This window comes from Candidatus Neomarinimicrobiota bacterium, from assembly GCA_012964825.1.
In the GTDB taxonomy this organism is placed as follows: Bacteria; Fidelibacterota; Marinisomatia; order Marinisomatales; family S15-B10; genus UBA2125.
Genome location: DTTI01000040.1, coordinates 68,180 through 94,607 on the forward strand (window position 1 = coordinate 68,180; position 26,428 = coordinate 94,607).

Below are 26,428 nucleotides of genomic sequence, written 5' to 3' on the forward strand. Positions count from 1 at the left end.
TTTAGTTAGGTCTCTCCATCACTGCACCGCACGCATCGCATGTGCGATGTTCTTCATTCTCCCAATAACGGTTGAGAATAGGCGGCAGGTCGTCCACAATGTTTGTAAGTGGAAAAAACTCTTCATACAGTTTCGTATCGCAAGATTCACAAAACCACATGAAAGCATCCATCTCTTCTTCCAGTCTTTTGCGTTCTACCACAAGACCAACTGTATTGGCTGGTCGCTGCGGGGAGTGGGGCGTTCTTGGAGGCAGTAGAAAGATTTCACCTTCCCGGATCGGAATATCCTTTGGTTCACCGTTGTCGATCACTTTAAGTGTGATATCGCCTTCAATCTGATAGAAGAATTCCTCACCTTCCTCAAAATGATAGTCTTTTCTAGCGTTAGGTCCCCCTACGACCATTATGATGAATTCGGCGTCTTCATAAATGCACTTGTTACCAACGGGCGGTTTAAGCAATTTGCGATTGTCCTCAATCCACTGTTTAAAATTGATGGGTTGGATCATTGGGGCCATGGTTAGTCCTCCTTCTTTATCCGATGGTTGCTATGCACTTCAGTTCAATTGCGATGGGCGTCGGCAATGCTGTCACCTCAACAGTTGTCCGGCAAGGCTGTACATCTGAAAAATAATCTCTGTAGATTCGGTTGAATGTAGCGAAATCTTCATTCATATTGGTGAGAAAAACTGTGACATCCATCAGATTACTCCAAGATGAACCCGCATCTTCCAAAATGAATCTCACATTGTCGAATACAGCTTTGCACTGGACTTCAATGTCGTAGTCCAGCATTTCTCCGGTTTCAGACAAGGTCACACCCGGGATATTTTTATCACCTTTTTTCCGAGGACCCACACCGGAAAGAAAGAGCAGATTCTCGATACGCTTTGCGTGAGGATAGGGACCAACTGGCTCAGGCGCTCTGGAAGAATTAAATGATTTGCCCGGACTCATATCTTTACACAAACATTTTTCAGCTCAGTGAAAAATCTCAGCGCTTCCCAGCCTCCTTCACGGCCGAGGCCGGAATTCTTCACACCACCAAAAGGTGTTCTGAGATCGCGCAGCATCCAGCAGTTGATCCAGACAATACCTGCCTCGATTTGTCCCGCTAGGCGATGTGCCCGACTCAGATCGGATGTCCAAATTGAAGCTGTAAGTCCGTAATCTGTGCTGTTGGCAATTTCAAGCGCCTCCTCCTCGGAATCGAACGGCAGGAGTGTCACCACAGGCCCGAACACCTCTTCTTGATTTATCTTACAATTAGTTCCGAGCCCCTCTATAACAGTGGGTTTGATGAACCAGCCTTCCTTGCAGCGGCCGTTCACAATATTTCTTTCGCCGCCTGTGAGTACTGTACCTCCGTCATCCTTAGCCATTTCAATATGCTTCATGATCTTTGCCATATGTTCTTCAGATACCACAGCGCCTTGCTGAGTGGATTCCTCAAGGGGATCGCCCTGTACAAGTGATTTGGTTTTGTCAACAAGATCATCACAGAATCGGTCATAGATTGAACTTTCTATGATGATTCGTGATCCACAAAGGCATATCTGTCCCTGATTGGCGAATGATGACTGAACAGCAGTTGACAAAGACGTTTCATAATCACAATCAGCGAAGATGATATTTGGATTTTTTCCGCCCATTTCGAGCGAAAGTTTCTTGAAATGAGGCGCCGCCGCCTCAGCGATACGTCTGCCGGTGGATGTACCACCCGTGAAAGAGATAACGGGAATTTCGGGGTGAACAGACATGGCCGCACCGACTTTATTCCCGTAACCATGAACGATATTCAGGACACCTGCTGGGAGTCCCACATCCATACAAATCTCAGACAAAAGGTAAGCCGACATAGGTGTGATCTCTGATGGTTTGCCGATGACACAATTGCCCACAGCCAGGGCAGGAGCAATCTTCCATGTGAAAAGGTAGAGGGGGAGATTCCATGGTGAGATACAGCCTACGATCCCGATAGGTTGACAGAGTGTGTAGTTGATGGCCGAATCCTCCATAGCGTGGGATTCGCTGGAAAAGCTGGTAATGGCAGAAGCGAAAAAACGGAAATTGAAAGAAGCTCTCGGAATATCAACGGCTCTGGCCAGTGAGATAGGCTTTCCATTATCCACAGATTCAGCTTTGGCCATTGTTTCTATTTGGTTGTCAATCTCATCTGCAATAGCATTGAGAAGTCTAGCTCTTTCAGAAGCTGGTGTTCTAGCCCATTCCTTGAAAGCGCCCTGTGCTGCTTCTATGGCCGCTTCAAGATCCTCATTTTCAGAATCGGGAACCTCAGCGTAAGCTTTCCCTGTTCCAGGCTCGAAAGAGTCGAAATATTCCTTGGAAGCTGGTTCAGTTAATTTACCGTTAATATAATTCTTTATTTTGTTCATCTAAGAGATCACTTTAAGTCTAGTCTCAGGTCTATATTCCGTGCAGAGGTGGTGAGAGCACCTATAGATACAGCATCGATTCCTGTCCAGACAAATTCCGGAAAAGTTTCGAGATTAATTCCGCCGGATGCTTCAATAAAAATGGATTCTCCGCTGGGTAAAGATCTAATGAGATTGACACATGATTCAACTTCTTTTGGATTCATGTTATCAAGGAGAAACCCATCAAGTTCAATCTCCTGCGCGTCCTTTATCTGATCTATAGAATCGATTTCCAGTTCTACTGGTACATCGGGATGGGTGCTTCGGGCAAATGCCTCGGCATTTTTCAGCCCTCCAGCAGCGACAATGTGATTGTCTTTGATAAGGATTGCGGAAGAGAGGTCCATACGGTGGTTGTAGGCTCCACCTACGGCCACGGCATATTTTTCCAGCTTTCTCAGTCCAGGTGTCGTTTTCCGTGTATCAAGAATTATAAATCCCTCGGGCACCGGGATGTCAATATACCGTTTCACATTGGTAGCAATCCCACACAATCGCTGAAGGAGGTTAAGAACCACCCGCTCCCGGGTTAAAATATCCCGGGCCGAACCGTGGAGGGTAGCAAGAATCGTTCCCACCTCAACGGAATCTCCATCCTCTACCAAAAGATTAACTTCCTTCAGATCAAAGAAACAGTGCCTCAACACTTCAGTGCCGGCAAAAACGGATGTTTCTCCAGCTATAATGTCAGCGGAGGCAACATCTTCCGGCGGGACGAAAGATTCGGTGGTGAGGTCGCCATGGGGGGCGTCTTCACTGAAAAAACGTAGAACCTGCGAACGGATCCACTCGCCATCAAGAGTGAGCATACGTTCAAATTGAATTCGCTTAGGCGGCAACAGTTTGGTCTCTAAAGGCACATTAACCGCCCTCCATCAACAGGAAGGTTGATTCCGTTGATGTATGATGCAGCCGGTGAAGCGAGGAATGCGATGACAAAGGCAATTTCTTTCGGTTCAGCAATCCGACCTGCGGGAATTTCGCTCAGCCACTCTTCTTCGATATCTTTTGATTTCACACCCCGTTTCGATGCCAACTCGGCGAAGAGTGAGTGTAGCCTCGCCGTATTTGTTGTGCCGGGGAGAATATTATTTACGGTAATCCCAAATGACGCCACCTCTCTTGAGAGTGTTTTTGCCCAGCTGGCCACGGCGCCACGAGTGGTGTTGGAAACGCCCAGATTTACTATAGGCTGTTTTACAGAAGTGGAAATGATATTTATGATCCTGCCGTATCCTTCAGCCTTCATACCAGGAAGCACTGCCTTGGTCATTATTTGGTTACAAAGCAGATGCTTAGAAAAAGCATCCAGAAATTCTTCGCTTTCGGCGTCGGCGATCTCGCCCGGTGGGGGACCACCTGTATTGTTCACTAAAATGTGAAACGGTCCGTCTCGTTCAACATGGGAGTTGACTCGCTTCTCCAAAATATCCGTTTCACCAAAATCTACACAGACAGCCTGATGATCACCGCCTCTTAATGCATCACGTACTGTTTTCAGAGAATCTTCGTTTCGAGCCACAAGGGTTACAGTGGCACCGAGAATGGCCAATTCCTCAGCTGCAGCACGGCCCATTCCCTGAGTACTTCCGCATACAATTGCTTTCCGTTCTGACAGATCAGTGTTCATAAGTAGCCCCGTTTATTTTTTTGATTCGGCCGTATAGAAAAATCCTAGATGACGCTTGAATTCTTCCGGAAGCTCAGGCAGCTCGGATCTTGGAATGAGAAAGGATGAGAGGTTTGCCAAGTCGCCGAAGACCTTGTATTTTTCAGCTGCTTCTCTAAGATAGCGGTACCCCGAAGAGCCTCCGGTACCAATCTTTCGGCCAATCATCCGCTGTACCATAAGTATATGGCGGTAACGCCATGAAGTGAGCAGTTCATCTATATCGATGAGAGCGGTCAGCAGCCTAAAAGGAAGGTGAAAGATGGGCTCATCTCGGTGCAAAAAGATCATAAGGCTACCATGAAGTGCTTTGTGTGACAGTCTCAACTGGCCTGCTTCCATCAACTCTGTGTGTTTTTCTTTACTGAAAATTGCCTCAAAGTGTTTGTTCGTTGTTTTGAGATTCACGATCTCTTCATTTTGCATCTCATCCGTGAGTGTAGTATTATTCTTTATCTTTTCAAGTTCGTTACCCAGCATCTTTTTTACTGCTAATCGATACTCTTTCCAAAAATCAAACCCTTCGAACTTGAGGAAGGGTGTCCGGGCCAACCACTGATCCAAAAGCTGGAAGAGTGAATCTTCCTCTTCAGATTCCCTGATGGCGCCACTGTCTTTCTCAGAGGCCCCACTGTAGTAACCATCTTTGGTGAAAGCGAGTCGCTGACTCTGTTCCAGTCCCAACTTATTTTCAATGAGTCTGAACTGCACACTCTGGAACCCGGAGGAAGGGTGAAGCTTATCCCTAAAATCAAGGAAGTCGAGAGGTGTCATTGTTTCGAGGACGCCCACCTGTTCAATGAGTATGCTCTGAATTTTTGTAATACGCTCCAGCCTGGCAGTGGCTTTTCCTATATGAGACTCATCAATGTAGTCTTCCATAAAAAGGGAGCGGACGGAGTCAAGTTCATTGATGATCTCTTTAAACCAAAGTTCATAAACCTGATGGACAATAATGAAGAGCATTTCATCGTGCGCCGGCGATTCAGAATCGGCGGTGACTGGGTTTTGACTGGTAAGAAGCCGGCCCAGTTCCAAGTACGAGGCGTAAGAAAGTTCGTTAGCGTGGTCTGTCATAAGTATAGAAGTAACCCTGAGAATATAAATATACAGTCACCGTTTCAAGACGGAAAGAGGAAAGAGTCTTGCTCACTCTTTTCTCATTCGCAGTTGAGGGTAGTAAGCTATAGATTCAACTCTTTAAATGGTAAACAAGTCACAGATAATAGTAAAGGGACTGTCATTTTTTTTCTTTGGCACGTTTCTGAATACCGCACCCAACACCCAACCGAAGCTCGTTGTTGTTATTTCGGTTGATCAAATGAGAGAGGATTTTTTTGATCGTTTTGGTGATTTATTTACTGGGGGTTTAAAATACTTGTTGGAGGAAGGGGTTTATTTCTCTGAAGCTTTCCACGATCATGCTGTCTCTGTCACAGGACCTGGTCATTTTTCAATAGGATCTGGCCGGTACCCTGGCCCTGTTGGTATTTTATCCAATGATTGGTATGATCGGCAAACTGGATCCTATAATTATTGTGTTCAAGACAATGAAGCCACGGGTTTGGGTACGGATTATCAGAATATTAGTTATAGGAATATTAATGCTACCGCTCTGGGCGACTGGATCAAACATAAAACTCCCAACTCAAAAGTTTATTCAATTTCTTCTAAAGACAGGTCCGCTGTTTTTATGGGAGGTAAAAAGCCAACCGGTGTTTTCTGGTTGGATAATAGAACGGGGCAATACATAACTACCGATTACTACATGAAGCGCTATCCCAGATGGTTGAAAAAATTCAACCGGTCCAAGCCTCTTGACAAATATTTTGGTACTGAATGGAAACGTTCAATTAACGACTTGTCACAGTATGACATGCGTTGCCGTAAAGACAATTACCCTGGAGAGGAAATGTCAAAGAAATTTAATGGAAGAACTTTTCCACACACTTTACAGAAGCCTGATAAAGGAAGAGAGCCCATTTACGAAGATTTATGGAATTTCCCATTTTTAGACGAAGTATTACTTGATTTAGCAAAAGTTATTATTGATAAAGAATCCTTAGGTGAAGATAGTTCAACAGATTTGCTGAACATAGGTCTCTCCATGAGTGATGCCGTAGGGCATAGCTTTGGTCCTCATAGTCAGGAGGTCATGGAAATGTTTATGATGTTGGACGCCTACCTGGAGGAGTTTTTTAATTTTTTAGATAGAAATATTGGAATGGAACATGTTCTCGTGGCCCTTACTTCAGATCACGGTTCAGGGTATCTTCCTGAATACGCAAAGGAACTTGGTCTTGGAGGAGGGCGCTATGGAAATAACTGGAAAAAAGAATTACTAGAGTTGAATCATGAATTATCCCGGGAGTTTGGAGAGGGTAGTTACATAGAAGCTTTTTCAGCTGGAGCCATCTTCTATAGTCATCATCTAATGAGAGCGAAAGGGTTGTCACGCAAGGATATTGATTCCGTTGTCATTCCCTATATAGAGAAACTGGATATGGTGGACGGTGTTATTATTCGTTCAAAGCTGGAATCGGGAGATAATTTGACTGATTTGGAGCGGCTCTATAAAAATAGTTTTCATCCGGATAAGAGTGGGGACCTTCATGTAATACCAAAACCTCACTGGATCTCGAAAACTTCCTCTGGCGCTAGCCATGGCTCCCCCTACGAGTGGGATAGACATGTCCCTATGGTATTTGCAGGTTGCAATCTGAAACCAGCCCTGGTAGAAGAAAAAGTCAGAACTGTTGATTTTGCTCCAACCATTGGCAGATTACTGAATCTGGAAATTCCAGGAGACGTGGACGGTAAACCACTAAACCTCGTAAGGGATTAAATTATGTTATTATTGATTTTTCTGGGGGAAATAGTGCCCGGAACAGGAATTGAACCTGCACTCCCTTGCGAGAACATGGTCCTGAACCATGCGCGTCTACCAGTTCCGCCATCCGGGCTTCAAAAAGCGCCACGAAATTAGGTTGTTGCTCCTCACCGTTCAAGGATAAACCTTGTACTCTGCTGGGCAAGAAATCTAAATTAGTTTGCCACACAGTATGCCAGATGAATTCACAGCCGTCACCAAAAACAGAAAGGCTTTTCATGACTACGAAATCTTTGAGAAGTTTGAAGCCGGAATGGAGCTTTTGGGTTCAGAGGTCAAAAGTCTCAGAGAAGGTAAGATTAACCTGCGAGACACTTATGCCCTCATTCGAGATAACGAAGTTTTTCTTGTGGGGATGCATATCGGTCAATACTCTCACACTGGTTATTTAGGTCATGAGCCATACAGGGACCGGCGTCTACTCTTGCATAAGCAGGAGATCAGGAAGCTGATTCGGAAGGTAAACGTAAAAGGTATGACAATCATTCCGCTGAGGATATATTTTAAGAATGGATGGGCTAAAGCTGAGATTGGGCTTGCTAAAAGCAAAAAGACTTATCAAAAGAAAAGAGTCATCGCCGAACGCGACCGTGCCAGAGATCTAGATCGTGAACTGAAAGATAGAAAGAGAAGCTGATGTCAAAATTTCCGCCAGTCAACGAACAAATGGATCTCATCCGCCGGGGAGTAGAAGAGATCATTTCTGAAGATGAATTGGTGAAAAAACTTGAGATTGCGGAGAAATCCAGTGAACCTCTTGTCATCAAGTTGGGGTGTGATCCTAGTCGTCCGGACCTTCATATCGGGCATGCGGTGGTATTGCGTAAGCTTCGCCATTTTCAGGATCTTGGGCACCAGTCCGTATTGGTTGTTGGCGATTTCACAGCTCTCATCGGCGACCCTTCCGAGCAGAACAAAACGCGTCCACAGTTGACGATTGAACAGGTGAATGAATTTTCGGAAACTTACGTCCAACAGGCTGAGCTTATCCTCGATTTAAAGACACTAAAAATTGTTCGCAACGGCGACTGGCTTGGTATCATGAACTTCCACAATGTCATTAATTTGGCCAGTCATTATACAGTGGCACGGATGCTGGAGCGGGACGATTTTGAAAAGAGATACCAGAGCGAGACACCTATCTTCATCCATGAGTTTCTTTATCCTTTGGCGCAAGCTATGGATTCCGTGGAACTAAAGGCCGATGTTGAGCTGGGAGGTACGGATCAGAAATTCAATCTTCTGGTGGGACGTGATTTGCAGAAAGATCACGGTCAAGTGCCGCAAGTCGTTATAACAACACCACTTCTTGAAGGGACTGACGGTATCCAGAAAATGTCAAAGTCTTATGATAATTACATCGGTATAACAGATTCTCCATCGGAGATATACGGCCGAACAATGTCCATCTCAGACGATCTGATTCTCCGTTACTTTGAGTTTGCCACAGATGTCGATTCAGTAATGCTCAAAGATGTTCAGAATAAGCTGTCTGACGGAAAGACGAATCCCCGTGATCTCAAGCGGCAGCTTTCACGTGAAATTGTTTCACTTTACCACGGTGAAGAATCGGCGTTGGAAGCTGAGGCGGAGTTTGATAGGATTTTTATTGAATCGGACGTGCCGGATGAAATGGATGAATGGACCGCTGGAGCCGTGGAGGTTTTGATCTTGTCAATGATGTGTGACTCCGGGTTGGTCTCTTCCAAACGGGAAGCACGGCGCCTTATTGAACAGGGCGCTGTGACAATTGACGGGGAAAAAGTTTCAGATATTACCACGAATGTTAACGTTTCTTCGTCTGTAGTACTCAAGGTGGGAAAGCGCAGGTTTATCCGCGTTACGGCCTGAAGTTTCGTTTTTTTCTATCTTTTAACTGAAAAATCCCACATCCTCGTTTTGCCGATTAAGAGGTCAAAGGTAAATTTGACTATTGAAAATCTGATTAACTTAGTTATTGGAGGGCATAATGGCTCTAAATGTTGTTGAGTTTACTGATGATGGGTTTGATTCTGATGTGCTGGCATCGGATACTCCTGTACTGGTTGATTTTTGGGCCGAATGGTGCGGACCTTGCAGAATGATCGGGCCTATTGTTGAAGAAATCGCTAATGAATACGCTGGCCGTATAAAGGTTGGCAAGATGAATGTTGATCTCAATCCGGTTGTTCCGCCTCAGTTCGGCATAAGGAGTATTCCCAGCCTTCTGATTTTCAAGGATGGCGCAGTGTCAGATCAAATTGTAGGTGCTGTGCCTAAGAAAAATATCACTGAAGTGCTGGATAAAGTTCTGGCGAATTAGTGACTCATAAGGTTATCATCATTGGTTCTGGTCCAGCTGGTTTGACGGCTGCCATTTACTGTGCTCGGGCAAATCTGAAACCGATCGTTTTTGAAGGTAGTCAGCCCGGCGGACAGTTGACGATTACAACAGATGTGGAAAACTATCCCGGTTTTCCCGATGGTGTGATGGGGCCGGAACTGATGGATATGTTCCGAAACCAGGCCTGTCGATTCGGCGCTTCTTGCTATTTCAAGGAAGTGAAAAAAGTCGATTTATCCGGCACGCCGTTTAAAGTATGGGTAGGAGATGATCTTTTTGAAAGTGAATCGGTTATAATTTCTACCGGTGCATCCGCCCGGCTCCTTGGCATCGATTCTGAATCGAAGCTCATGGGGCACGGCGTATCAGCTTGTGCAACTTGTGATGGTTTTTTCTTTCAGGAAAAACATGTTGTTGTTGTGGGTGGCGGTGACTCCGCCATGGAAGAGGCACTTTTCCTCACAAAATTTGCCAGCAAAGTGTCCGTTGTCCACAGACGTGATGAGTTGAGAGCATCCAAGATTATGCGGGACCGTGCCACGGAAAATCCGAAGATCGAATTTGTTTGGAATACCGTTCTTGAAGAGATTCACGGGAGTGAAGATGACGGAGTAAGCGGTGTAACATTGAAAGACACCGTAACCGGGGAGGCGAGAAATTTTTCCTGTGAAGGCGTTTTCCTTGCCATCGGTCACACTCCTAACACTTCTCTTTTTTCAGATCAGTTGCAGACCGATGATAATGGTTATTTAGTAACCAAGAACGGTTCTTCACATACCTCCACCGATGGTGTTTTTGCAGCGGGCGATGTTCAGGATCATGTTTATCGTCAAGCGGTGACCGCCGCAGGTACCGGATGCATGGCCGCCATCGATGCCGAGAGATTCCTCGAATCTCAGCATTAACCTCCTACTGGGAACAGATTATCTTTTTTCCGAGCGTGAAAGTAATCGCGTGTTTTAATGAAAGGAGCGTGACATGAATAGAATTCAGATACCGATTTTCGAACTAAAAAATATCAGTATTAGTTATGGTGACAAAACTGCTTTGAAAATTGGGAACTTCAAGTTTCACCGCGGTACAGTTTACGGAATAACAGGACCGATGGGATCAGGTAAATCGATCTTTCTCAATATGCTCGGAGGAAGGCTCGATCCTGCTGATGGTGAACTGCTTTACGAGAGCCAACCTTACAAAAAAAACTGGCGTAGGAAAATCAAAGTACCTGAAGAAATTTTATTTGTCGATGTCACTGATGTTTATTCGGCGGGCACCGTGAATCAGTTTCTCACCTCTCGCTTTCAGGATCGCTCCAAGCAGGTGAAGAAACAGTATTACTCCAGCAACAATAGCGCCAACGAATGGGAGACGTCTATTTCTTCACTTTCGGGGGGACAATTGCAAAGGCTACACTTGGTGACTGCCATTGAATCTGATCCAAAAGTGCTGATCATCGATGACTACGGTGTCAACTTTGATTACAGCACGTTGAGAGAGTTCAATAAAAAGCTCAATCATACAGCACGTGCCAGAGGCGTAACAGTGATCCTTTCCAACAGTCGCGCGAAGGATATCAGTGATGCGGTGAGCGTGTTGCTATCACTTGATAATGGGCACCTTGCAAAGGTAAGGTCTTTCAAAAAGCCGGGACAGCGTTCCTCAAGACGTTGACACCTACCGGCTTTATCACTAGTCCGGTTTTCCTGGATCACGAAACTGGCTCGTTGCATCCAGAGTCACCTGAAAGATTGAAGTCTATTACAGCACGTTTAGAGAAATCTAAAATTACGGAACATCTAATATTCATCGAACCAAGACAGGCCCATCGAGAGGAACTGGAACTTGTCCATTCCAGAGGCTATATTGACAGCATAAAGTCAAAATGCGAGAATAATGTAACAGTCCTTGATGGTGGAGATACTGTCGTCTCTCACTCGTCTTATTCAGTGGCTCTTCAGGCTGCTGGTGGAGTGGTCCGTGCTGTGGAGATGATATTCAGTGGAGAAATCTCAAATGCTTTCTGTTCTATACGTCCTCCTGGACACCATGCAGAAGTGGACACCGCTATGGGGTTTTGCCTATTCAACAATGCTGCTGTGGCCGCGAAAATGATACAGAAAACCCAGGGTGCCGAGCGTGTCTTGATCCTTGACTGGGATGTCCACCACGGCAACGGCACGCAACACATTTTTGAATCTGACCCAACAGTCCATTATATCAGCCTCCATCAGCATCCTTTCTATCCGGGGACCGGAACAAGTGATGAGACGGGAAAAGGTGATGGGCTTGGTACCACCACAAATTTCCCGCTCAGCGCTGGCAGCGGGGATGAGGTCTATCGGGATATATTTAACAACGTTTTACCTGATATTGTTGTGGCGTTCAAACCCGACTTCATAATATTATCTGCAGGATTTGATGCGCACATCCGAGATCCACTTGCCAATATGAATGTTTCCACAGAATGCTTTACAGAGATGACAGGGGTGATGTCCGCACTTGCCTCTGAACTGTGCGATGATAGACTGCTCTCACTCCTCGAAGGGGGCTATGATTTGAAAGGACTTGCTGACTCTGTGGAGGCTCACCTGGAAAAATTGACGGAGGCCGTACCTCGTGCCTGACCGTCCGGACAGGTTTATTCTCATCATTTTGGACGGGTTGGGACTCCGGGACACCAGAGAGAACAACGCCTTCCGACTGGCCCGTACTCCTACATTTAACCGGTTGTTCAAGGAGAGTCCTTGGTCAACGCTAGACGCTTCGCAGGAAGCAGTGGGATTGCCCGCCGGAGTCATTGGCAACTCGGAAGTGGGGCATATGACCATTGGTGCTGGACGCATCCTGAAAAACGATCTGGTGAGGATCAATGACTCCATCGCTGATGGTACGTTCAAGGATAAGGGTGAGATCAAGAATATTCTTACCTATGTGAAAGATAAGGGATCGGCACTTCATTTGCTTGGCCTTGTTTCTGATGGGGGAGTTCACAGTCATTTCAGTCACATTCCGCCGCTGGTGAAATGTGCAAAGGCTGCCGGGGTGGAAAAAGTTTTTCTTCATGCCATTACCGACGGCAGAGATACATCGCCCTACGGTGGCGTCGATTATGTCAGGCAAACTGAGTTGGCTCTGTCTGAAATAGGCATTGGACAAATTGCTACTGTGGTTGGAAGGTATTACGCCATGGACAGGGACCGCCGTTGGGATCGGACCGAGCGGGCATACCGCATGTTTGTGTCAGGTGAGGAGGAGAAGGCCGACTCAGCGGTCGAGGCCATTGAAAAATCGTACTCAGCCGGTGTGACCGATGAGTTCATTGAGCCCATCGCGGTTTCAGATGATGACGGTGAGTTTCATAACATTGCACCGGATGACGCAGTCCTCTGTTTTAACTTCCGGGCCGATAGGATGCGGCAGATATGCCCCGCTCTCGGAAGTGGTGATTTTTCACAATTCTCCACACTTCAAAGCCCTATCCGACTCACGTCCATGACTGTTTACAAAGATAATTTCGACTTCCCCGTGGTTTTTGGGTCGCAAAGCATTGAGATGAAATTTGGTGAAGTTTTGGCGCAGGCAGATTTCAGACAGTTGAGAGTGGCAGAGACTGAGAAGTATGCCCACGTCACTTACTTCCTCAATGGTGGAGATGAAAACCCTTACGATGCGGAAGAGAGAGTGCTCATCCCATCACCACAAGTAGCTACTTACGACCTCCAGCCGGAGATGAGTGCCTACGGTATTCGGCAAGCTGTGGTGAAGGCCATAGATGATGAGAGCTGTGATGCCATAGTCATGAATCTTGCCAATACAGATATGGTAGGGCACACCGGTGATCTCAATGCCACCATCCGTGCCGCTGAGGTGGCGGATGAGGTTTTGGGAAATGTGTTGGAAATGGTGACTCGAAAGAGAATGGTAGCTTTTGTTACAGCCGATCACGGAAATTGCGAGGTAATGGTGGATGAAGAAACAGAGCGGGAACACACCGCCCATACACTGAACCCAGTTCCGTTTGTTCTTGTAAATGGAGCAAGTGATATGCACCTTCGTACAAAAGGCAGTCTATCAGATGTGGCCCCCACAATTCTCGATGCGGTTCGTTTGCCGATACCGAATGAAATGACTGGGAGTAGCCTACTGGAATCGTGATCTCAGCCGTGAAATTCAAAGAACTGGAAAGCCGCTTTAATGAACTCAACATTCTCGTCATTGGCGATGTGATGCTGGATAACTATATCTGGGGCGAAGCTGAGCGCATATCACCTGAAGCCCCTGTGCCGGTAGTAAACGTCAGATCTTCCAGCTCCACTCCTGGCGGTGCTGGAAACGTCGTGGCCAACCTTCGTGCGCTGGGCGCCTCAGCTGCTCTTCTAGCTGTGGTCGGTGACGACAAGGAAGGGACACAGCTCAAATCACTTCTGAGAGAGTCAGGCGCTGATATCTCCATGATCTTTACCGATCCGTCCCGGCCCACCACGGTAAAGACGCGCATCATTGCTCACAATCAGCAGGTGGTCCGCACAGATTGGGAGGACGATACTGCTATCACAAATGAATTGCGTGGCAAACTCCGGGACAGTATTGAACGGGAAGTTTCTTCTTTTGATGGGGTTATTCTTGAGGATTATGACAAGGGGCTCGTGGACGGGCAGATCATTATTGATATTATGCAACTGTGTAAGGAATCGGAGGTGCCGGTTTACGTGGATCCCAAAGCGAGAAATTTCTTTGGTTTTGAAGGCGTTAAGCTCATGAAACCGAACGCATCAGAAGTAGCTCACGCTGCCGGTATCGAACTGAATGCTGACAATGTGAGTGAGGTTGGTGTAACTCTCCGCGATCGGCTGGCGTGCGAGATGCTCTTAATTACGCTAGGAGCGGAAGGGATGTCTCTATTTGATGATGGAGGGCACCACCTCATCCCGACAAGGGCTCGTGCAGTCCACGACGTTTCGGGCGCCGGTGATACCGTAATCTCCACATTTACACTGGCTCACCTCAGCGGCACCACACCAAAAGAAGCGGCAGAAATTGCCAACTTTGCAGCAGGTAGAGTTTGCGAGGAGGTTGGTGTTGTACCCATCTCTCTGGAGAAGCTGCACGAAATTATCGCCAGCCACAAGGCCTGACAACAGGTCCATGAAAGGTTTCTGTTTTTTAGGGCTGTGGCCTCTCTTTTTTTCTTTTCTTCAGGCCCAGGCAGATATCATTTATGACCCCTGGGACTGGGTCACCTACCGTTTTAGCCAGGACATAGCTTCAATTTCCGACGGACCGGAGCATGTTTACTTCGCATCTCCCGGAGGAATCTTAAGGTACCAAACTTTCGGCAGGTACTGGGACTTTCCCATCACAACTTCTCAGGGTCTATCTGACTTCACCGTCACGGCTATCTACTACGATTTTCACACACATATGCTGTGGGCATCTACACCGCAAGGTCTGGACTACTCCATGGACGGCGGCGGGAGGTGGAGTAAGGTTTCAAGAGATGAGCTCGGTTTGAGAGATCGGGAAGTGATTATCAGGATCGGCTCAACGGCTGAGGAACTATTCTGTGTCACGCCGTCTCAAATTCTAAAAGCTGACCACCTTTCAGGATTTCTCATTATGTCCTATTCGGAGCCACCTCCAAAAGATCAGATCACATGGGGAAGTTCATTGATGATTGGTACGGCAGCTGTCAGAGATATAGTTGACGGTTTCACCGCAATGGGAGGATGGAATCTCGAGCTCGGCTGGCTCAACGGTCCGTCTCTCAATGAAAAAGCGCCCATCACCACCGTTCACACTGACAGATTTGGGGATATGTGGGTAGGGACTCGTGGCGGACCTGTCTTTCGAGGTGACCAACAGTTGATGATACTGGAGCCAAAGCCTGTGGGACTGGCACAGACAAATGCCACGGTTTTGGAGTTTTGGGGAACCAGTCTTTGGGTAGCTGGTGTCAGTGCACCGGACGTCCCAAGCGGCATCACACTCTTGGATACTGACCGGAGCACCAGTGAACTTTTTCGCCGCGGTGTAGAAATCAGCTTCGGCCTTGATGCCGTGACGGCCATTGAAAAAGTTGGAAAACAGTGGTGGTTCGGGACGCCTGATGGTATTCAGATCTATGATCCTCAAAAAGATACTTGGACCGTCTTTTCAAAGGTGAAAACTCTCATCGATGAAACGATTAGTCACCTTAAGACGGACGGTGAATATATTTATGTTGGAACTCGGATGGGCGTGGTAAGAGTTTCGGTTGAAAAAGGCATTCTTGATCCTTGGCCCGTCACTCACGATATAGGGCGATGGCCGTCGGATGCCCTTGAATGGGATGGGTCCAATTTGTGGGTCAGTTCCCGGCGGCATCTTTGGAGATGGTTTGCTGACGCTGATTTCTTTTACCAGTACGGCAGTTTTGGTGAAGAATTAACGGGAATCCAGCCAGGCGAAGCCACACTCATGTCACCGGTAACGGCTGTTGTATCTTCTGACAGTATGGTTTATTTTGCTGACGAGTTTGGTCTATTGATATATAACAAGACTGAAGGAAAATGGGATCGATACACCGCTGAATCAAAACTGGTGGGATACCGCACACTGGACATGGATGTGGCTAACGTTGACGATAGCACCACGGTGGCTTGGCTCGCAACAACTAACGGGGCTGTCATGGTGAATTTCAGGACTGGCTTCGTGCGTCAATTCGGCCTAAGAGACGGCCTTCCGTCTCAGCAGATTACCGCTGTTCGAGTGGAGGGAGATCAAGTTTGGTTGGGAACCGCTGAGGGGTTGTGTCGGTTCAAATGGTTAAGGTATCTGCAATGAAACGCTTCTTCTTTTTTACTATCTTGATATTTTTCATCGTCACTAACCTCTCCGCGCAGCGAGGCCGGGGGAAGGGTCTCAAAGAGCTAGGAGCCCCTTATTTTTCTGTAAGTGCCCCGGGTTACCCCACTGAGACTGTCGATTCCGCCCGTTTGGACGTCTATGTCCGTGTACCTTACGATGCCATTCAGTTCGTCAAGAAAGGGGATTTATTCGAAGCAAAATACGAAATCACCGTTACTTTACTGGACAAAGACGATGATCAGATAGAGAGGCAAATCAAAGAGTTTGTATCAACAACGTCTGATTTCAGCGCAACTGTATCTCCCCGGGAAGGTGACCTGAGTGCTCAGTCATTTAAGATTGCTCCGGCTAAATATACTTGCGTTGTGGAAGTAACAGACAAAGACACACACAAGACGGGCCGAAGGAAAGTGAAGGTCGATGTCACCAGGATGGGAGAAGAAAGTGCCATCAGTGATTTGCTTCAGCTTGATCCAAACAACAAAGCGGAAGATCATCCGATGGGACTGCCTGTGATTCCGCCAAGAACATTTGAGAGCGATTCAATAGTCCATGTTTATTACGAGGCGCGTTTGCCAAAAGGGACAGAATCACTTTTTGTCAGTTTACTTTCTGTTGAAGATGAGGTTTTAGAGGAAGATACAATTGATGTAACTGACAAAGGCTTGTTCATAAAAGATATCCTTGAACAAGAATTTGAGGCTACCGTTGCTTCCCGTTTCAAACTGGAGTTGAGCTTAGATAAAGAGACAGGCAAGGATGATGAAGTGATGTCTGAAATTGTTATTCAGAATCTCTGGCTCGGCATGACAGCTTTTGTCAACAATCTTGATAATGCTATCGAGCAGTTGAGGTTTATAGCCTACTCAGATGAGATGAAAAAATTGAATAATAGCAAAGAGGATAAGAAGGAAGAGAACTTCAGAGCTTTTTGGGTAAAGCGTGACCCCACGCCAGATACACCAAAAAATGAACTGATGGATGAATTCTACCGCCGCATTCAGTACTCCAACGAAAAATTCGGTACGTGGCAGGAAGGGTGGAAAACAGCTATGGGCATGATTTTCATTCTATTTGGACCGCCTGATGACATTGAAGTGAATATGTATGGCCGCGACGGCCGCCATTACCAAAGGTGGACCTATTTTAAGATCAGTCGCTCGTTTACTTTTGTAGACTATAACGGTTTTGGCGAATACGAACTTATGGACCCATACGTCTCACCGTACGGCACCCGTTGGCGGTAAACGTTTCGACAGTAATTACCTCCGTCCCAAACTTTAACAGTTGAACCGACCTTTCTCACACTCCAGTCTTTCCTTGTATGAGCAGTGCCCAGCAAAGTACAAGTTCAGTTATGTTGACAACATCAGTAAACCGTATGAAAGTATAGAATCCTTTTTGGGAAGAAGGGTGCATGAAAGTTTGGAATTTCTCTACAGCGAGATGGTGAAGGGTCGTCTTCTTCTGTTTGATGGTGTCGTCAATCATTTCACCAAGGGGTGGAACGAAAAATGGCACAAGGACGTGGTTATTGTGAAGAAACGTTTTTCCGTGGACCACTACTTCAAACTGGGAACAGACTGTCTCGGCCGGTATTACCGCAAACATAAGCCATTTTCTTCTCCAGTAAAGGAGATAGAGTACACGGTTCTTTTCAAAATGGATCCTGAGGATGATTTTCAAATAAAAGGGATCATTGACCGCCTCGATCACTTGGGTGATGGGAAATGGGAGATACATGATTACAAAACTTCCAGCAGGTCCATGAGCCAGGCCGACGCAAATCGGAATCGACAGTTAGCATTGTATCAATTGGGTGTCCAGCAAGTTTTTGACGGTGTGGAAAATGTTGAACTTGTCTGGCATTTTCTTCAGCACGGTCAGGAAGTCCGTTCAAGCCGCAGCGTTCGCCAGCTGAAAAATCTAAAAACAAAGATTCGAAATTTGGTGTCAGAAATTAAGGAGTCCATCCAAAATAATGGTCCCTTTCTGCCACAAAAGTCGCCCCTATGTTACTGGTGTTTTTATTGGGAAGAATGCCCCGCTGTAGCCGGGCACAATCCCGTTGTGAAAAGAGAGGCCGCGCCCTAACTTCACCGCCGCAATGAGCGATCTCACTGCTCGCCAAAAAGGGCTGCTCGTCAAACTCTTTTCTCCGGATAACATTAAAACGCTGTCGACCCTGATTGACGATTCCTCTGATTCTGATTGGAGTGATCTTTACACTGCACTCATTTCCGACAAAAGTGATAATGCGGCAACGGTGTACATAGACGGCGCTTCCGAACTTCACAACTCTACAGCCGGCATCGGTGGCATTTTTTTTAGAGATGGAGCGCCTGATAAAGAGCTCTATTCCTTTTCAGAAAATATTGGCTCGGCTACCAATAACGAGGCAGAGTATACTGCCCTTATCAGAGCACTTGAACTGGGTAATGAACTCAACATCAGTCAACTTTCTATATTTAGTGATAGCGAACTTATTGTGAAGCAGATCAACCTTGAATACAAGGTGAAGAATGAACGGCTTCAAAAACTCCATAGTTCGGCTCGCGCCATGTTGGCCGAATTTGACTGGACTCTTCAGCATGTCCCCCGGGAGAAGAACAAAAAGGCCGATACTCTCAGCAAACAGGCGTTGACGAAGGGTGTTGAGAAATGAAAGGGCTCCTTACAGCAGGCGGCCACGGCACCCGGCTCAGACCCATCACCCATACGAAGAACAAGCACCTGATCCCTATCGCAAATCGGCCCATGCTTACCTATGCTATAGAATATTTGTCTGATGTAGGAATTAAAGAGATTGGCATTATCGTGAACGCCGATGACGATGAGATTGAAAAGTCTTTTGGTTCTGGAAAGAAACTGGGGGTGAAACTTACCTATATTCCTCAGAGAGCACCACTCGGTTTGGCCCACGTGATTAAAATTGCCGAGCCGTTCATTGGCGATGATAAATTTCTTTTCTATCTCGGTGATAACATTCTTGTAGGCGGCGTGAGGCAATTTGTTGATGAATTCGAAGCTGCTGGCTCTAACTGTCATTTGGTGCTTAGCAAAGTGCCCGATCCGGAGCGGTTTGGTGTACCTGAAATAAGCGGAGATCAAATCATTTCCATTGAAGAGAAGCCGTCAAATCCCAAAAGTGATTTTGCTGTGACCGGTATTTATCTTTATGACAGTTCTATCTTTGAGGCAGTTAACAGGATAAAGCCGTCGGCGCGGGGCGAGCTGGAAATTTCCAATGCCCATCAATATCTGTTGGACAGTGGGAAATCGGTTTCCTTTTCCGAAATCACAGGATGGTGGAAGGATACGGGTAAACCGTCCGATCTTCTTGAAGCAAACAGACTAATTCTTGATAATCTCCATGGAAAGAATTCAGCTAAGATAGACAATAAATCTTTTGTTACTGGTCGAATCGTTGCTGGTAAAGGGACCACTGTAAAGAATAGTAAAGTGAGGGGACCGGTCATCCTTGGCAAAAATGTACACGTTGAGAATGCCTATATTGGCCCTTACACTTCTATTTCTGACGACTGTGACATTATTGGTTGCGAAGTGGAGTACTCAATCGTTATGTCCGGGTCGTCACTGAAAGACGTTGAAAAAAGAATCGAAGCTTCTCTATTGGGTCACGACGTTGAATTGAGTCAGTCAAATACCAGGCCCCGGGCGCACAGGATTATGGTAGGTGACCAGGGAAGAGTGGAAGTGGCCTAGGATGGTGCTTGTCTCATCGAACGGCGCTGAAAGAACAGTTGCATTCCACACGCTGGGGTGCAAGCTGAACTTTGCCGAGTCCGCTTCCATTGTCACAAACATGGAATCTCAGAGCTTCAAGCGTGTTGATTATTCTGAGAGGGCTGATGTCTATATTGTAAACACCTGCTCCGTCACCGAAAACGCTGATAGAAAGTGTAGGAAAGCGGTTCGGCAGGCACTGAGGAAATCCCCGAGCGCATTTGTGGCTGTCATAGGCTGTTATGCTCAGCTCCGCCCTGAAGAAATTTCGGCCATTCCCGGAGTGGATCTTGTCTTGGGTGCCGGTGAAAAGTTTAATCTACCTGCTTATCTAAGTGATCTCTCCAAAAGAGAATCGGGAGAGATCCATTCCTGCGATATCGAAACGGTTAATCGCTTTTTCCCGTCTTGCTCAACATCGGAGCGGACCCGGGCATTTCTGAAGGTCCAAGACGGCTGTGATTACACGTGCTCCTACTGTACCATTCCCATGGCTAGGGGTCGGAGCCGGAGCCATACAATTAAACAAACGGTAGCCAGCGCTCGGCGGCTTCTTGATGTAAAGGTGAGGGAAATTGTGCTCACCGGTGTCAATATAGGCGACTTTGGTGCCGGCTCTGAAAAAACCTTTATTGGTCTTTTGGTGGCCCTTGATAGGATTGGTGCCGAGCGAATACGTATTTCATCTATCGAACCGAACTTGCTGACAGATGATATCATCAACTTTGTGACCGGTTCAAACTCATTTGTTCCTCATTTCCACGTGCCACTTCAGTCCGGTTCAGACAAAATCCTAAAGTGGATGCGACGCCGCTATTCCAGTGATATGTATCTGTCCCGGATCAATCAAGTAAAACAGGCCATGCCTCATAGCTGCATCGGTGCAGATGTGATTGTTGGATTTCCCGGTGAGACTGATAATGATTTCAGGGCAACAGTCCGCCTGTTGAATGATGCGGATGTTTCATACCTGCATGTTTTCAGCTATTCTGAACGTCCCGGGACAGATGCTGCTGAAATGAAAAAGAAGGTCGCGCCAAACGTTCGTGCTGAGCGAAGCAAGCATCTTCGTATTCTTTCAAAAAAGAAGAGAAGTGCGTTCTATGAATCGTGCTTGGGGCAAGTTCGTAACGTTCTTTTCGAGACCTGGGATAACGGTATTCTAGAAGGTTTCACCGATAATTATATCCGTGTCAAAGTGCAAGGGGAGAGGAGTTTTTCCGGGACAACTCAAAGAGTGAGTTTAAGGTCTATTCGCGATGGTGTTATGCAGGGAGTCTTATCCAATTGAGTGATGTTCCTTTTGTCGGTATTGCCGGCAATATCGCAGTGGGAAAAACAACACTTACCAAAATGATTTCTGAGCATATGAGGTGGCGCCCGTATTATGAATCTGTGGATGACAACCCCTATCTATCCGATTTCTATTCGGATATGAAGCGGTGGAGTTTTCATCTGCAGATCTATTTTCTTTCTCGCCGGTTTCGGACTCATAGGGAAATGTCTGAGGGAGATGTTCCTGCTGTGCAAGACAGGACAATTTATGAGGATGTGGAAATATTTGCTCAATCCCTTCACGAAATGGGAAACATGTCCGAGCGAGACTGGGCCAACTACCGGGCGCTCTTTGATGAAATGACTTCCTATTTGAGGAAACCTACACTTATTATATTTCTTAAAGCATCCACCGATTCACTGCTGACGCGGCTGAAAAAGCGCGGCCGTGAGTATGAAAAATCAGTGTCGGCAGAATATCTGCATAACCTCAACATTGCCTACACTAAATGGATCAATCGTGCAAAATTGGAGTTTAATGTTATGACTGTGGACACGAATGATTTTGACGTCTACAAAGATAAAGACCGGCTGGAGCAGTTGATTCAGGATATTGCTCGGCGCTGTGAGGCGTGACAGAAAAAAACATAAACCGTGTTGGACTATCCGGCAGAATCTTCTTACCTTATCCTCTTCAGATGGTAAACTGATGATTCTCCGTCACATGTTTATTCTTACTATCTTGACCACCACCATTATTGCGGGAGAGCAAGCAGAAGCGGTTTTCTCCGAAGTTTCTCTCACCAAAGGCGACAACGGTCTTATCTATCTGACGGTCAAAAGTGATGAAGCCATTGCCGGACTCCAGTTCGAGGTCGGTTACGATCCAGAGGTACTGGAGATCGGTGTACCAAGCCTTTCCACTAGCAACAGGGATTTTTCTCTCAAAACAAAAAAGGACTCAGAGAGTCTTAAAGTTGTGGCTTTCTCAATGGAAGGAAAGACACTTGATCTTGAAGACCCTGTTTTGATGATTCCCTTATCTTCCAAGGGAGATTACGAAGGTTCAGTTTCCCTCAATGTTAAGGATTTTATCCTTTCGCGACCTGACGGCAACAAAATCAATCTGAGGGTTTCAGCAGGGCAGATTTACCTTGTCCCTTCACTACCGAGAACTTTTACGCTCAATCAGAATTTTCCGAATCCATTCAACAACCAGACCGTCATCAAATTTGATCTTCCTGAGTCGGCTCTTGTAGATATCATTATCTACGATATTACCGGTGAGTGCATCCGTGCCCTGGAAGAAAGAAGTGTACTCCCCGCCGGTTTTCACGCAATGCGATGGGACGGGCTGGACGATGCCGGCAGTCCTGCACCATCAGGTGCATATGTCTGTTCCATGAAGGTGGGTGTGAACTATCACGCCATGAAAATGGTCTTGTTGAGATAGAGGAGACTGGTGAAAATAGTTGTTATCGGTGCCGGTGAAGTCGGTTTTCAGCTCTCCAAAGGGCTGAGCGAAGAAGACTTCGATATTACCATTATCGAGATTTCCATGGAGAGGGTGCAGCGCGCATCCGAAAATCTCGATGTCATAACTGTTCATGGAGATGGTACCAGTCCCGATATTCTGCGTGAAGCGGACGTTGAAAAAGCGGATATCGTTGTGGCCGTTACCCGTGTGGATGAAGTGAATCTTATCGCCTCGCAGCTGTCCCATGAGCTTGGTGCTAACAAGATCATAGCTCGACTCAGAAATACAGAATATTCTGAAAAAGGATCTCTCATTCGTCCCGAGCGGTTCGGGATAGATAAGGTGATCCATCCAGAAATGGCCGCCACAGCCGAGATAAACCGCCTAGTGAGGCAAACATCTGCCACCTCTGTTGTGGACTTTGAGGGAGGGCGGTTGCAGCTGATCGGTATCCGCCTGGATAACGGTTGTCCCGTTATTGGGCAGTCGCTGGATGCGGTTCAGTCCAGGAACGGCTCGCTTGCTTTTAGTGCTGTGGGTATTATTCGTGGACAGGAAACAATCATGCCCCACGGAAAGACCGAATTTGATATAAACGACATTTGTTATTTTCTTGTGAGAAAGGAACAGGTTGAAAACCTGTTGTACATGGTCGGCAAGCCGGTTCGCGAGACCAGGAATGTGATGATTCTGGGCGGAGGGAAGATTGGCCGTGCTGTGGCTTACGAACTTCAGGAGGAGATAAATGTGAGGCTAGTGGAAAAAAATCGTGACAAGGCGCAGATGCTGGCGTCTGAGTTAAATAAAACACTGGTCCTGAATGGTGACGGAACTGACATTGAATTTCTGAGACTTGAGAGTCTTGAAGAGCTTGACAGCTACATTGCGGTTACAGAGAACGAACAGACGAATCTTTTATCAGCTTTGCTGGCCAAACACTTAGGTGTCCGTCAAACTATGATCCATGTCTCCACAACCGAATATATCCCGGCCATGAAAATGATAGGTCTTGATGTCGTTGTCAGTAAGAATATGTGCACAGTCAACGAGATCCTGGAATACATAAAAAGTGATGAAAAACTGGTGGTCACCAATTTTGAAGATATTGACGTGGAAGCCATTGAATTTAGCCCGGAGCCCGGAAGCAAGATAACACAAAAACCTTTGGGTGAAATAGGCTTTCCCACTGCATCTGTCATTGGTGCAATAAATCACCACGGTCATGTCTCTATCGCTCATGGAGACACCGAAATTACAGAAGAGGATACTGTTCTTGTCTTTTCACTGCCTGATGCAATTCCCAAAGTGGAAAAGCTCTTTAATTGAATGAATGCACATTCGTTCGATACTTAATGTTTTAGCAGCACTGCTGACCATCCTGGGAGCGACCATGCTTCTATCCGCGGCGTGGTCTTTTTACTATGAAGAGCCCGATCTTGAAGGTCTACTCATGTCCTCAGGGATAACAGTTGCTGTCAGTCTGCCCGTCTGGATTTTGACGCGGAGAAAGGTGACGCTGTCTGTTAAAGACGGATTTGCCATAGTAACACTGGCTTGGTTCACAATCGCTATTTTTTCTTCGCTGCCCTTTATTTTAACTGGTACCATTCCAAATCTGACGGACGCATTTTTTGAATCCATGTCTGGTATTACTACAACTGGTGCATCTATCCTGGGCAATCCTGCCACAATGCCACACCTGGCCAACGGAATTGAGAGTTTGGGGAAAGGAGTACTCTTCTGGAGAAGTTTCATTCAGTGGATCGGCGGAATGGGGATTATTGTCTTCAGCATTGCGATTTTGCCGCTATTGGGTGTGGGCGGTGTTCAGTTGTTCAAGGTTGAAGTACCGGGACCTGTGCCTGACAAGTTAAAACCGAGGGTTCAGGAAACTGCCAAGAGTCTATGGCTTGTCTATTTGGGTGTTACAGCAGTAGAGGTAATCCTGCTTATGTTTGGTGGCATGACATTTTTCGATGCGCTTTGTCACTCTTTTACCACTATGGCAACAGGCGGTTTTTCGACGAAAAATACCAGTATTTCCCATTTCAACAGCGCCTATGTGGAATATGTAATCATCCTTTTCATGTTCCTTGCTGGTGTCAATTTTGCGCTCCACTGGAAGATCATTACCAATCCTAAACGGTTGAGCTATTTTCGGGATGGTGAATTCAAGTTTTACGGGCTCATGGTTCTGTTGGTCACAGTCTTCCTTGCCGCAAGAATTGCCTTAAATGTTGAAGACCTGTCTCACAAAATCATCAGAGATTCTCTTTTTCAGGTTGTTTCCATTTTGACCACAACCGGTTTCAGCACTGCAGATTATCTTCTTTGGGGACCCTTTGCTAAACTCTCTTTGCTTTTGTTGATGTTTGTTGGGGGCTGTGCCGGCTCTACGAGCGGTGGCATGAAGATCGGCCGCATCATGGTGGTGATCAAATATAGTCTTTCTGAGATCAAACGGCTCCTCCATCCCAGAGCAGTCATCCCGGTCAGGATTGGGCGGCAGATGATCTCAGAAGAGGTTATCAGGAATACATTAGGGTTTGTGCTCTTCTATGTTTCTATATTTGTTACTGTTTCGGTGATTCTCACTGTATTGGGTCTGGATCTTGAGTCAGCTTTTGGTGCTACCGCTGCTTCCATCGGGAACATTGGTCCTGGCCTCGGTTCAGTAGGTCCCGTGGCCAACTACGCGCACCTGCCAGCGTTGGCTAAATGGCTCTTGACATTCTGTATGCTTTTGGGCAGGTTGGAGATATTTACTGTCATGGTTTTTTTAAATACATTTTTTTCGAGGCGATAAATGGCAAATATATTATCAGATGTGAGAGAAGGTATTGGCTATTTGACTGTGAACCGGCCTAATGTGCTAAATGCACTAAATGGTGAAACCATAGTGGCGCTTAAGGACGCATTTCGCGAATTTCAAATCGATGACGAAGTGCGGGTCGTAATCCTTACTGGAACTGGTGAAAAAGCGTTTATTGCCGGAGCTGACATCAAAGAAATGAAATCACATTCACCTTCCAAAGCTATTGCCTCGGCTCGTCGGGGGCAAGACCTGACAAACTTAATAGAAAATTTTCCTAAGGTTGTTATTGCGGCGGTGAACGGGTACGCTTTGGGCGGCGGTTGCGAAGTAGCCATGGCGTGCCACATTAGGGTAGCATCCAATAATGCAATGTTTGGTCAACCGGAAGTCAATCTCGGCATCATTCCCGGTTGGGGCGGTACACAGCGTTTACCCCGCCTTGTGGGGAAGGGGAGAGCTATCGAAATGATTACCAGCGGTGAAATGATCTCAGCACTTGTGGCGAAGGAAATTGGATTGATAAACCATGTAACTGAACCGGGTTCTCTGATGGATAAATCTGAAGAGATTTCTAAATCAATCATAAAAAGAGGACCGGAAGCCGTTCGACTTTCCTTGGAAGCGGTGAATAAGGGCTTAGAGATGACGCAGGAGTTAGGTCTAGAATATGAAGCAAACCTCTTTGGGATTGTTTTCAGCACTGAAGATCATGCAGAAGGAGCAGCCGCTTTCGTAGAAAAGAGAAATCCAAACTTTAAAGGAAAATAATTGACCATGGCTGCAATATGAACTCTCGAAGAAAAAAGAGAAAACTTCCAAAGGACGCTCCTTACTCAACTGAATAAGCCTCATCCTTCTTATTTCCAACGATTTTACTAAGAGAAAAACTATATTGAAGCTTAACAGTTTCTTCGAGGGTTGGTTCGGACGTTATGTCCTACCCGGT

The 26,428-nt window shown here is 46.4% G+C and carries 26 protein-coding genes and 1 tRNA gene; 20 read left to right on the forward strand and 7 right to left on the reverse strand.

All coding sequences use genetic code 11. From position 1 onward, the window contains the following. Nucleotide 1 precedes the first annotated feature (1 nt). The 6 genes from EYO21_04260 to EYO21_04285 are packed head-to-tail and all read right to left on the reverse strand — an operon-like array spanning nucleotide 2 to nucleotide 5,186. On the reverse strand, nucleotides 2-520 hold the full coding sequence (locus tag EYO21_04260; GenBank protein ID HIB03024.1) for a 3-hydroxyanthranilate 3,4-dioxygenase: 519 nt from the start codon (nucleotides 518-520) through the stop codon (nucleotides 2-4). A 16-nt stretch (nucleotides 521-536) separates the two neighbouring features. Beyond that, nucleotides 537-959 (reverse strand): RidA family protein, encoded by a 423-nt coding sequence (locus EYO21_04265; protein ID HIB03025.1) that lies wholly within the window; start codon nucleotides 957-959, stop codon nucleotides 537-539. Beyond that, nucleotides 956-2,398, reverse strand: coding sequence for an aldehyde dehydrogenase (locus EYO21_04270; protein ID HIB03026.1), 1,443 nt, complete (start codon nucleotides 2,396-2,398; stop codon nucleotides 956-958). Before EYO21_04270 ends, EYO21_04265 begins: the two co-directional genes overlap by 4 nt. An 8-nt stretch (nucleotides 2,399-2,406) precedes the next feature. Beyond that, nucleotides 2,407-3,249, reverse strand: coding sequence for a carboxylating nicotinate-nucleotide diphosphorylase (gene nadC / locus EYO21_04275; GenBank protein HIB03027.1), 843 nt, complete (start codon nucleotides 3,247-3,249; stop codon nucleotides 2,407-2,409). Between the two features lie 41 nt (nucleotides 3,250-3,290). Further along, nucleotides 3,291-4,070 carry an SDR family oxidoreductase gene (locus EYO21_04280; GenBank protein ID HIB03028.1) on the reverse strand — a complete coding sequence of 260 codons (780 nt, stop codon included), beginning with the start codon at nucleotides 4,068-4,070 and terminating at the stop codon, nucleotides 3,291-3,293. 12 nt (nucleotides 4,071-4,082) lie between these two features. Further along, nucleotides 4,083-5,186: a tryptophan 2,3-dioxygenase gene (locus EYO21_04285; GenBank protein HIB03029.1), complete on the reverse strand. Its 1,104-nt coding sequence runs from the start codon at nucleotides 5,184-5,186 to the stop codon at nucleotides 4,083-4,085. A 127-nt stretch (nucleotides 5,187-5,313) separates the two neighbouring features. Between EYO21_04285 and EYO21_04290 the strand changes: the two genes are divergently transcribed. Next, entirely contained in the window at nucleotides 5,314-6,954 is a 1,641-nt protein-coding gene (locus tag EYO21_04290; GenBank protein ID HIB03030.1) for an alkaline phosphatase family protein, read from the forward strand. Nucleotides 6,955-6,985: 31 nt separating this feature from the next. Here the strand turns inward: EYO21_04290 and EYO21_04295 are convergent. Then, nucleotides 6,986-7,072, reverse strand: a tRNA-Leu gene (locus tag EYO21_04295). A 99-nt stretch (nucleotides 7,073-7,171) separates the two neighbouring features. Here EYO21_04295 and smpB point away from each other — a divergent pair. From smpB to EYO21_04390, 19 genes are all read left to right on the forward strand, one after another. Next, complete coding sequence (gene smpB / locus EYO21_04300) at nucleotides 7,172-7,636, forward strand: SsrA-binding protein SmpB (GenBank protein ID HIB03031.1); 465 nt, start codon at nucleotides 7,172-7,174, stop codon at nucleotides 7,634-7,636. Next, a complete protein-coding gene (locus tag EYO21_04305; GenBank protein HIB03032.1) occupies nucleotides 7,636-8,850 on the forward strand; it encodes a tyrosine--tRNA ligase in 1,215 nt (404 codons plus the stop codon). Before smpB ends, EYO21_04305 begins: the two co-directional genes overlap by 1 nt. Before the next feature lie 118 nt (nucleotides 8,851-8,968). Then, the gene (gene trxA, locus EYO21_04310) at nucleotides 8,969-9,301 is read left to right on the forward strand and encodes a thioredoxin (protein ID HIB03033.1); all 333 of its coding nucleotides are present in this window, start codon (nucleotides 8,969-8,971) and stop codon (nucleotides 9,299-9,301) included. Beyond that, nucleotides 9,301-10,227, forward strand: coding sequence for a thioredoxin-disulfide reductase (trxB, locus tag EYO21_04315; protein HIB03034.1), 927 nt, complete (start codon nucleotides 9,301-9,303; stop codon nucleotides 10,225-10,227). The genes trxA and trxB overlap by 1 nt, the downstream gene beginning before the upstream one ends. 73 nt (nucleotides 10,228-10,300) lie before the next feature. Further along, nucleotides 10,301-10,993: an ATP-binding cassette domain-containing protein gene (locus EYO21_04320; protein ID HIB03035.1), complete on the forward strand. Its 693-nt coding sequence runs from the start codon at nucleotides 10,301-10,303 to the stop codon at nucleotides 10,991-10,993. After that, nucleotides 10,990-11,946, forward strand: a complete 957-nt coding sequence (locus EYO21_04325; protein HIB03036.1) for a histone deacetylase — start codon at nucleotides 10,990-10,992, stop codon at nucleotides 11,944-11,946. The genes EYO21_04320 and EYO21_04325 overlap by 4 nt, the downstream gene beginning before the upstream one ends. Further along, nucleotides 11,939-13,477 (forward strand): 2,3-bisphosphoglycerate-independent phosphoglycerate mutase, encoded by a 1,539-nt coding sequence (locus EYO21_04330; protein HIB03037.1) that lies wholly within the window; start codon nucleotides 11,939-11,941, stop codon nucleotides 13,475-13,477. Before EYO21_04325 ends, EYO21_04330 begins: the two co-directional genes overlap by 8 nt. Next, nucleotides 13,474-14,457, forward strand: coding sequence for a D-glycero-beta-D-manno-heptose-7-phosphate kinase (gene rfaE1 / locus EYO21_04335; protein ID HIB03038.1), 984 nt, complete (start codon nucleotides 13,474-13,476; stop codon nucleotides 14,455-14,457). Before EYO21_04330 ends, rfaE1 begins: the two co-directional genes overlap by 4 nt. Before the next feature lie 10 nt (nucleotides 14,458-14,467). After that, complete coding sequence (locus tag EYO21_04340) at nucleotides 14,468-16,144, forward strand: hypothetical protein (GenBank protein ID HIB03039.1); 1,677 nt, start codon at nucleotides 14,468-14,470, stop codon at nucleotides 16,142-16,144. Next, the gene (locus EYO21_04345) at nucleotides 16,123-17,415 is read left to right on the forward strand and encodes a GWxTD domain-containing protein (protein ID HIB03040.1); all 1,293 of its coding nucleotides are present in this window, start codon (nucleotides 16,123-16,125) and stop codon (nucleotides 17,413-17,415) included. Before EYO21_04340 ends, EYO21_04345 begins: the two co-directional genes overlap by 22 nt. 40 nt (nucleotides 17,416-17,455) lie before the next feature. Continuing rightward, a complete protein-coding gene (locus EYO21_04350; GenBank protein HIB03041.1) occupies nucleotides 17,456-18,262 on the forward strand; it encodes a PD-(D/E)XK nuclease family protein in 807 nt (268 codons plus the stop codon). Nucleotides 18,263-18,275: 13 nt separating this feature from the next. Continuing rightward, nucleotides 18,276-18,833, forward strand: a complete 558-nt coding sequence (locus EYO21_04355; protein HIB03042.1) for a ribonuclease HI family protein — start codon at nucleotides 18,276-18,278, stop codon at nucleotides 18,831-18,833. Continuing rightward, complete coding sequence (locus EYO21_04360; protein ID HIB03043.1) at nucleotides 18,830-19,894, forward strand: glucose-1-phosphate thymidylyltransferase; 1,065 nt, start codon at nucleotides 18,830-18,832, stop codon at nucleotides 19,892-19,894. The genes EYO21_04355 and EYO21_04360 overlap by 4 nt, the downstream gene beginning before the upstream one ends. Nucleotide 19,895: 1 nt before the next feature. Next, nucleotides 19,896-21,206, forward strand: coding sequence for a tRNA (N(6)-L-threonylcarbamoyladenosine(37)-C(2))-methylthiotransferase MtaB (mtaB, locus tag EYO21_04365; GenBank protein ID HIB03044.1), 1,311 nt, complete (start codon nucleotides 19,896-19,898; stop codon nucleotides 21,204-21,206). Continuing rightward, complete coding sequence (locus EYO21_04370) at nucleotides 21,197-21,826, forward strand: deoxynucleoside kinase (protein HIB03045.1); 630 nt, start codon at nucleotides 21,197-21,199, stop codon at nucleotides 21,824-21,826. The genes mtaB and EYO21_04370 overlap by 10 nt, the downstream gene beginning before the upstream one ends. Nucleotides 21,827-21,899: 73 nt before the next feature. Next, nucleotides 21,900-22,643, forward strand: a complete 744-nt coding sequence (locus EYO21_04375; protein ID HIB03046.1) for a hypothetical protein — start codon at nucleotides 21,900-21,902, stop codon at nucleotides 22,641-22,643. Between the two features lie 6 nt (nucleotides 22,644-22,649). Further along, the gene (trkA, locus tag EYO21_04380; GenBank protein HIB03047.1) at nucleotides 22,650-23,993 is read left to right on the forward strand and encodes a Trk system potassium transporter TrkA; all 1,344 of its coding nucleotides are present in this window, start codon (nucleotides 22,650-22,652) and stop codon (nucleotides 23,991-23,993) included. 64 nt (nucleotides 23,994-24,057) lie between these two features. Then, a complete protein-coding gene (locus EYO21_04385; GenBank protein ID HIB03048.1) occupies nucleotides 24,058-25,473 on the forward strand; it encodes a TrkH family potassium uptake protein in 1,416 nt (471 codons plus the stop codon). Further along, nucleotides 25,474-26,250, forward strand: coding sequence for a hypothetical protein (locus EYO21_04390; GenBank protein ID HIB03049.1), 777 nt, complete (start codon nucleotides 25,474-25,476; stop codon nucleotides 26,248-26,250). It abuts the gene before it with no gap. Nucleotides 26,251-26,428: the final 178 nt, after the last annotated feature.

Coding starts and splice junctions, on each gene's coding strand:
- EYO21_04270 (HIB03026.1), bottom strand. CDS start 2,398: ATGAACAAAATAAAGAATTATATTAACGGTAAATTAACTGAACCAGCT.
- EYO21_04280 (HIB03028.1), bottom strand. CDS start 4,070: ATGAACACTGATCTGTCAGAACGGAAAGCAATTGTATGCGGAAGTACT.
- EYO21_04290 (HIB03030.1), top strand. CDS start 5,314: ATGGTAAACAAGTCACAGATAATAGTAAAGGGACTGTCATTTTTTTTC.
- EYO21_04320 (HIB03035.1), top strand. CDS start 10,301: ATGAATAGAATTCAGATACCGATTTTCGAACTAAAAAATATCAGTATT.
- EYO21_04305 (HIB03032.1), top strand. CDS start 7,636: ATGTCAAAATTTCCGCCAGTCAACGAACAAATGGATCTCATCCGCCGG.
- EYO21_04360 (HIB03043.1), top strand. CDS start 18,830: ATGAAAGGGCTCCTTACAGCAGGCGGCCACGGCACCCGGCTCAGACCC.
- EYO21_04285 (HIB03029.1), bottom strand. CDS start 5,186: ATGACAGACCACGCTAACGAACTTTCTTACGCCTCGTACTTGGAACTG.
- nadC (HIB03027.1), bottom strand. CDS start 3,249: ATGCTCACTCTTGATGGCGAGTGGATCCGTTCGCAGGTTCTACGTTTT.
- smpB (HIB03031.1), top strand. CDS start 7,172: ATGCCAGATGAATTCACAGCCGTCACCAAAAACAGAAAGGCTTTTCAT.
- EYO21_04385 (HIB03048.1), top strand. CDS start 24,058: ATGCTTCTATCCGCGGCGTGGTCTTTTTACTATGAAGAGCCCGATCTT.
- EYO21_04345 (HIB03040.1), top strand. CDS start 16,123: ATGGTTAAGGTATCTGCAATGAAACGCTTCTTCTTTTTTACTATCTTG.
- EYO21_04340 (HIB03039.1), top strand. CDS start 14,468: ATGAAAGGTTTCTGTTTTTTAGGGCTGTGGCCTCTCTTTTTTTCTTTT.
- EYO21_04260 (HIB03024.1), bottom strand. CDS start 520: ATGGCCCCAATGATCCAACCCATCAATTTTAAACAGTGGATTGAGGAC.
- trxA (HIB03033.1), top strand. CDS start 8,969: ATGGCTCTAAATGTTGTTGAGTTTACTGATGATGGGTTTGATTCTGAT.
- EYO21_04265 (HIB03025.1), bottom strand. CDS start 959: ATGAGTCCGGGCAAATCATTTAATTCTTCCAGAGCGCCTGAGCCAGTT.
- EYO21_04390 (HIB03049.1), top strand. CDS start 25,474: ATGGCAAATATATTATCAGATGTGAGAGAAGGTATTGGCTATTTGACT.
- mtaB (HIB03044.1), top strand. CDS start 19,896: ATGGTGCTTGTCTCATCGAACGGCGCTGAAAGAACAGTTGCATTCCAC.
- EYO21_04375 (HIB03046.1), top strand. CDS start 21,900: ATGATTCTCCGTCACATGTTTATTCTTACTATCTTGACCACCACCATT.
- EYO21_04355 (HIB03042.1), top strand. CDS start 18,276: ATGAGCGATCTCACTGCTCGCCAAAAAGGGCTGCTCGTCAAACTCTTT.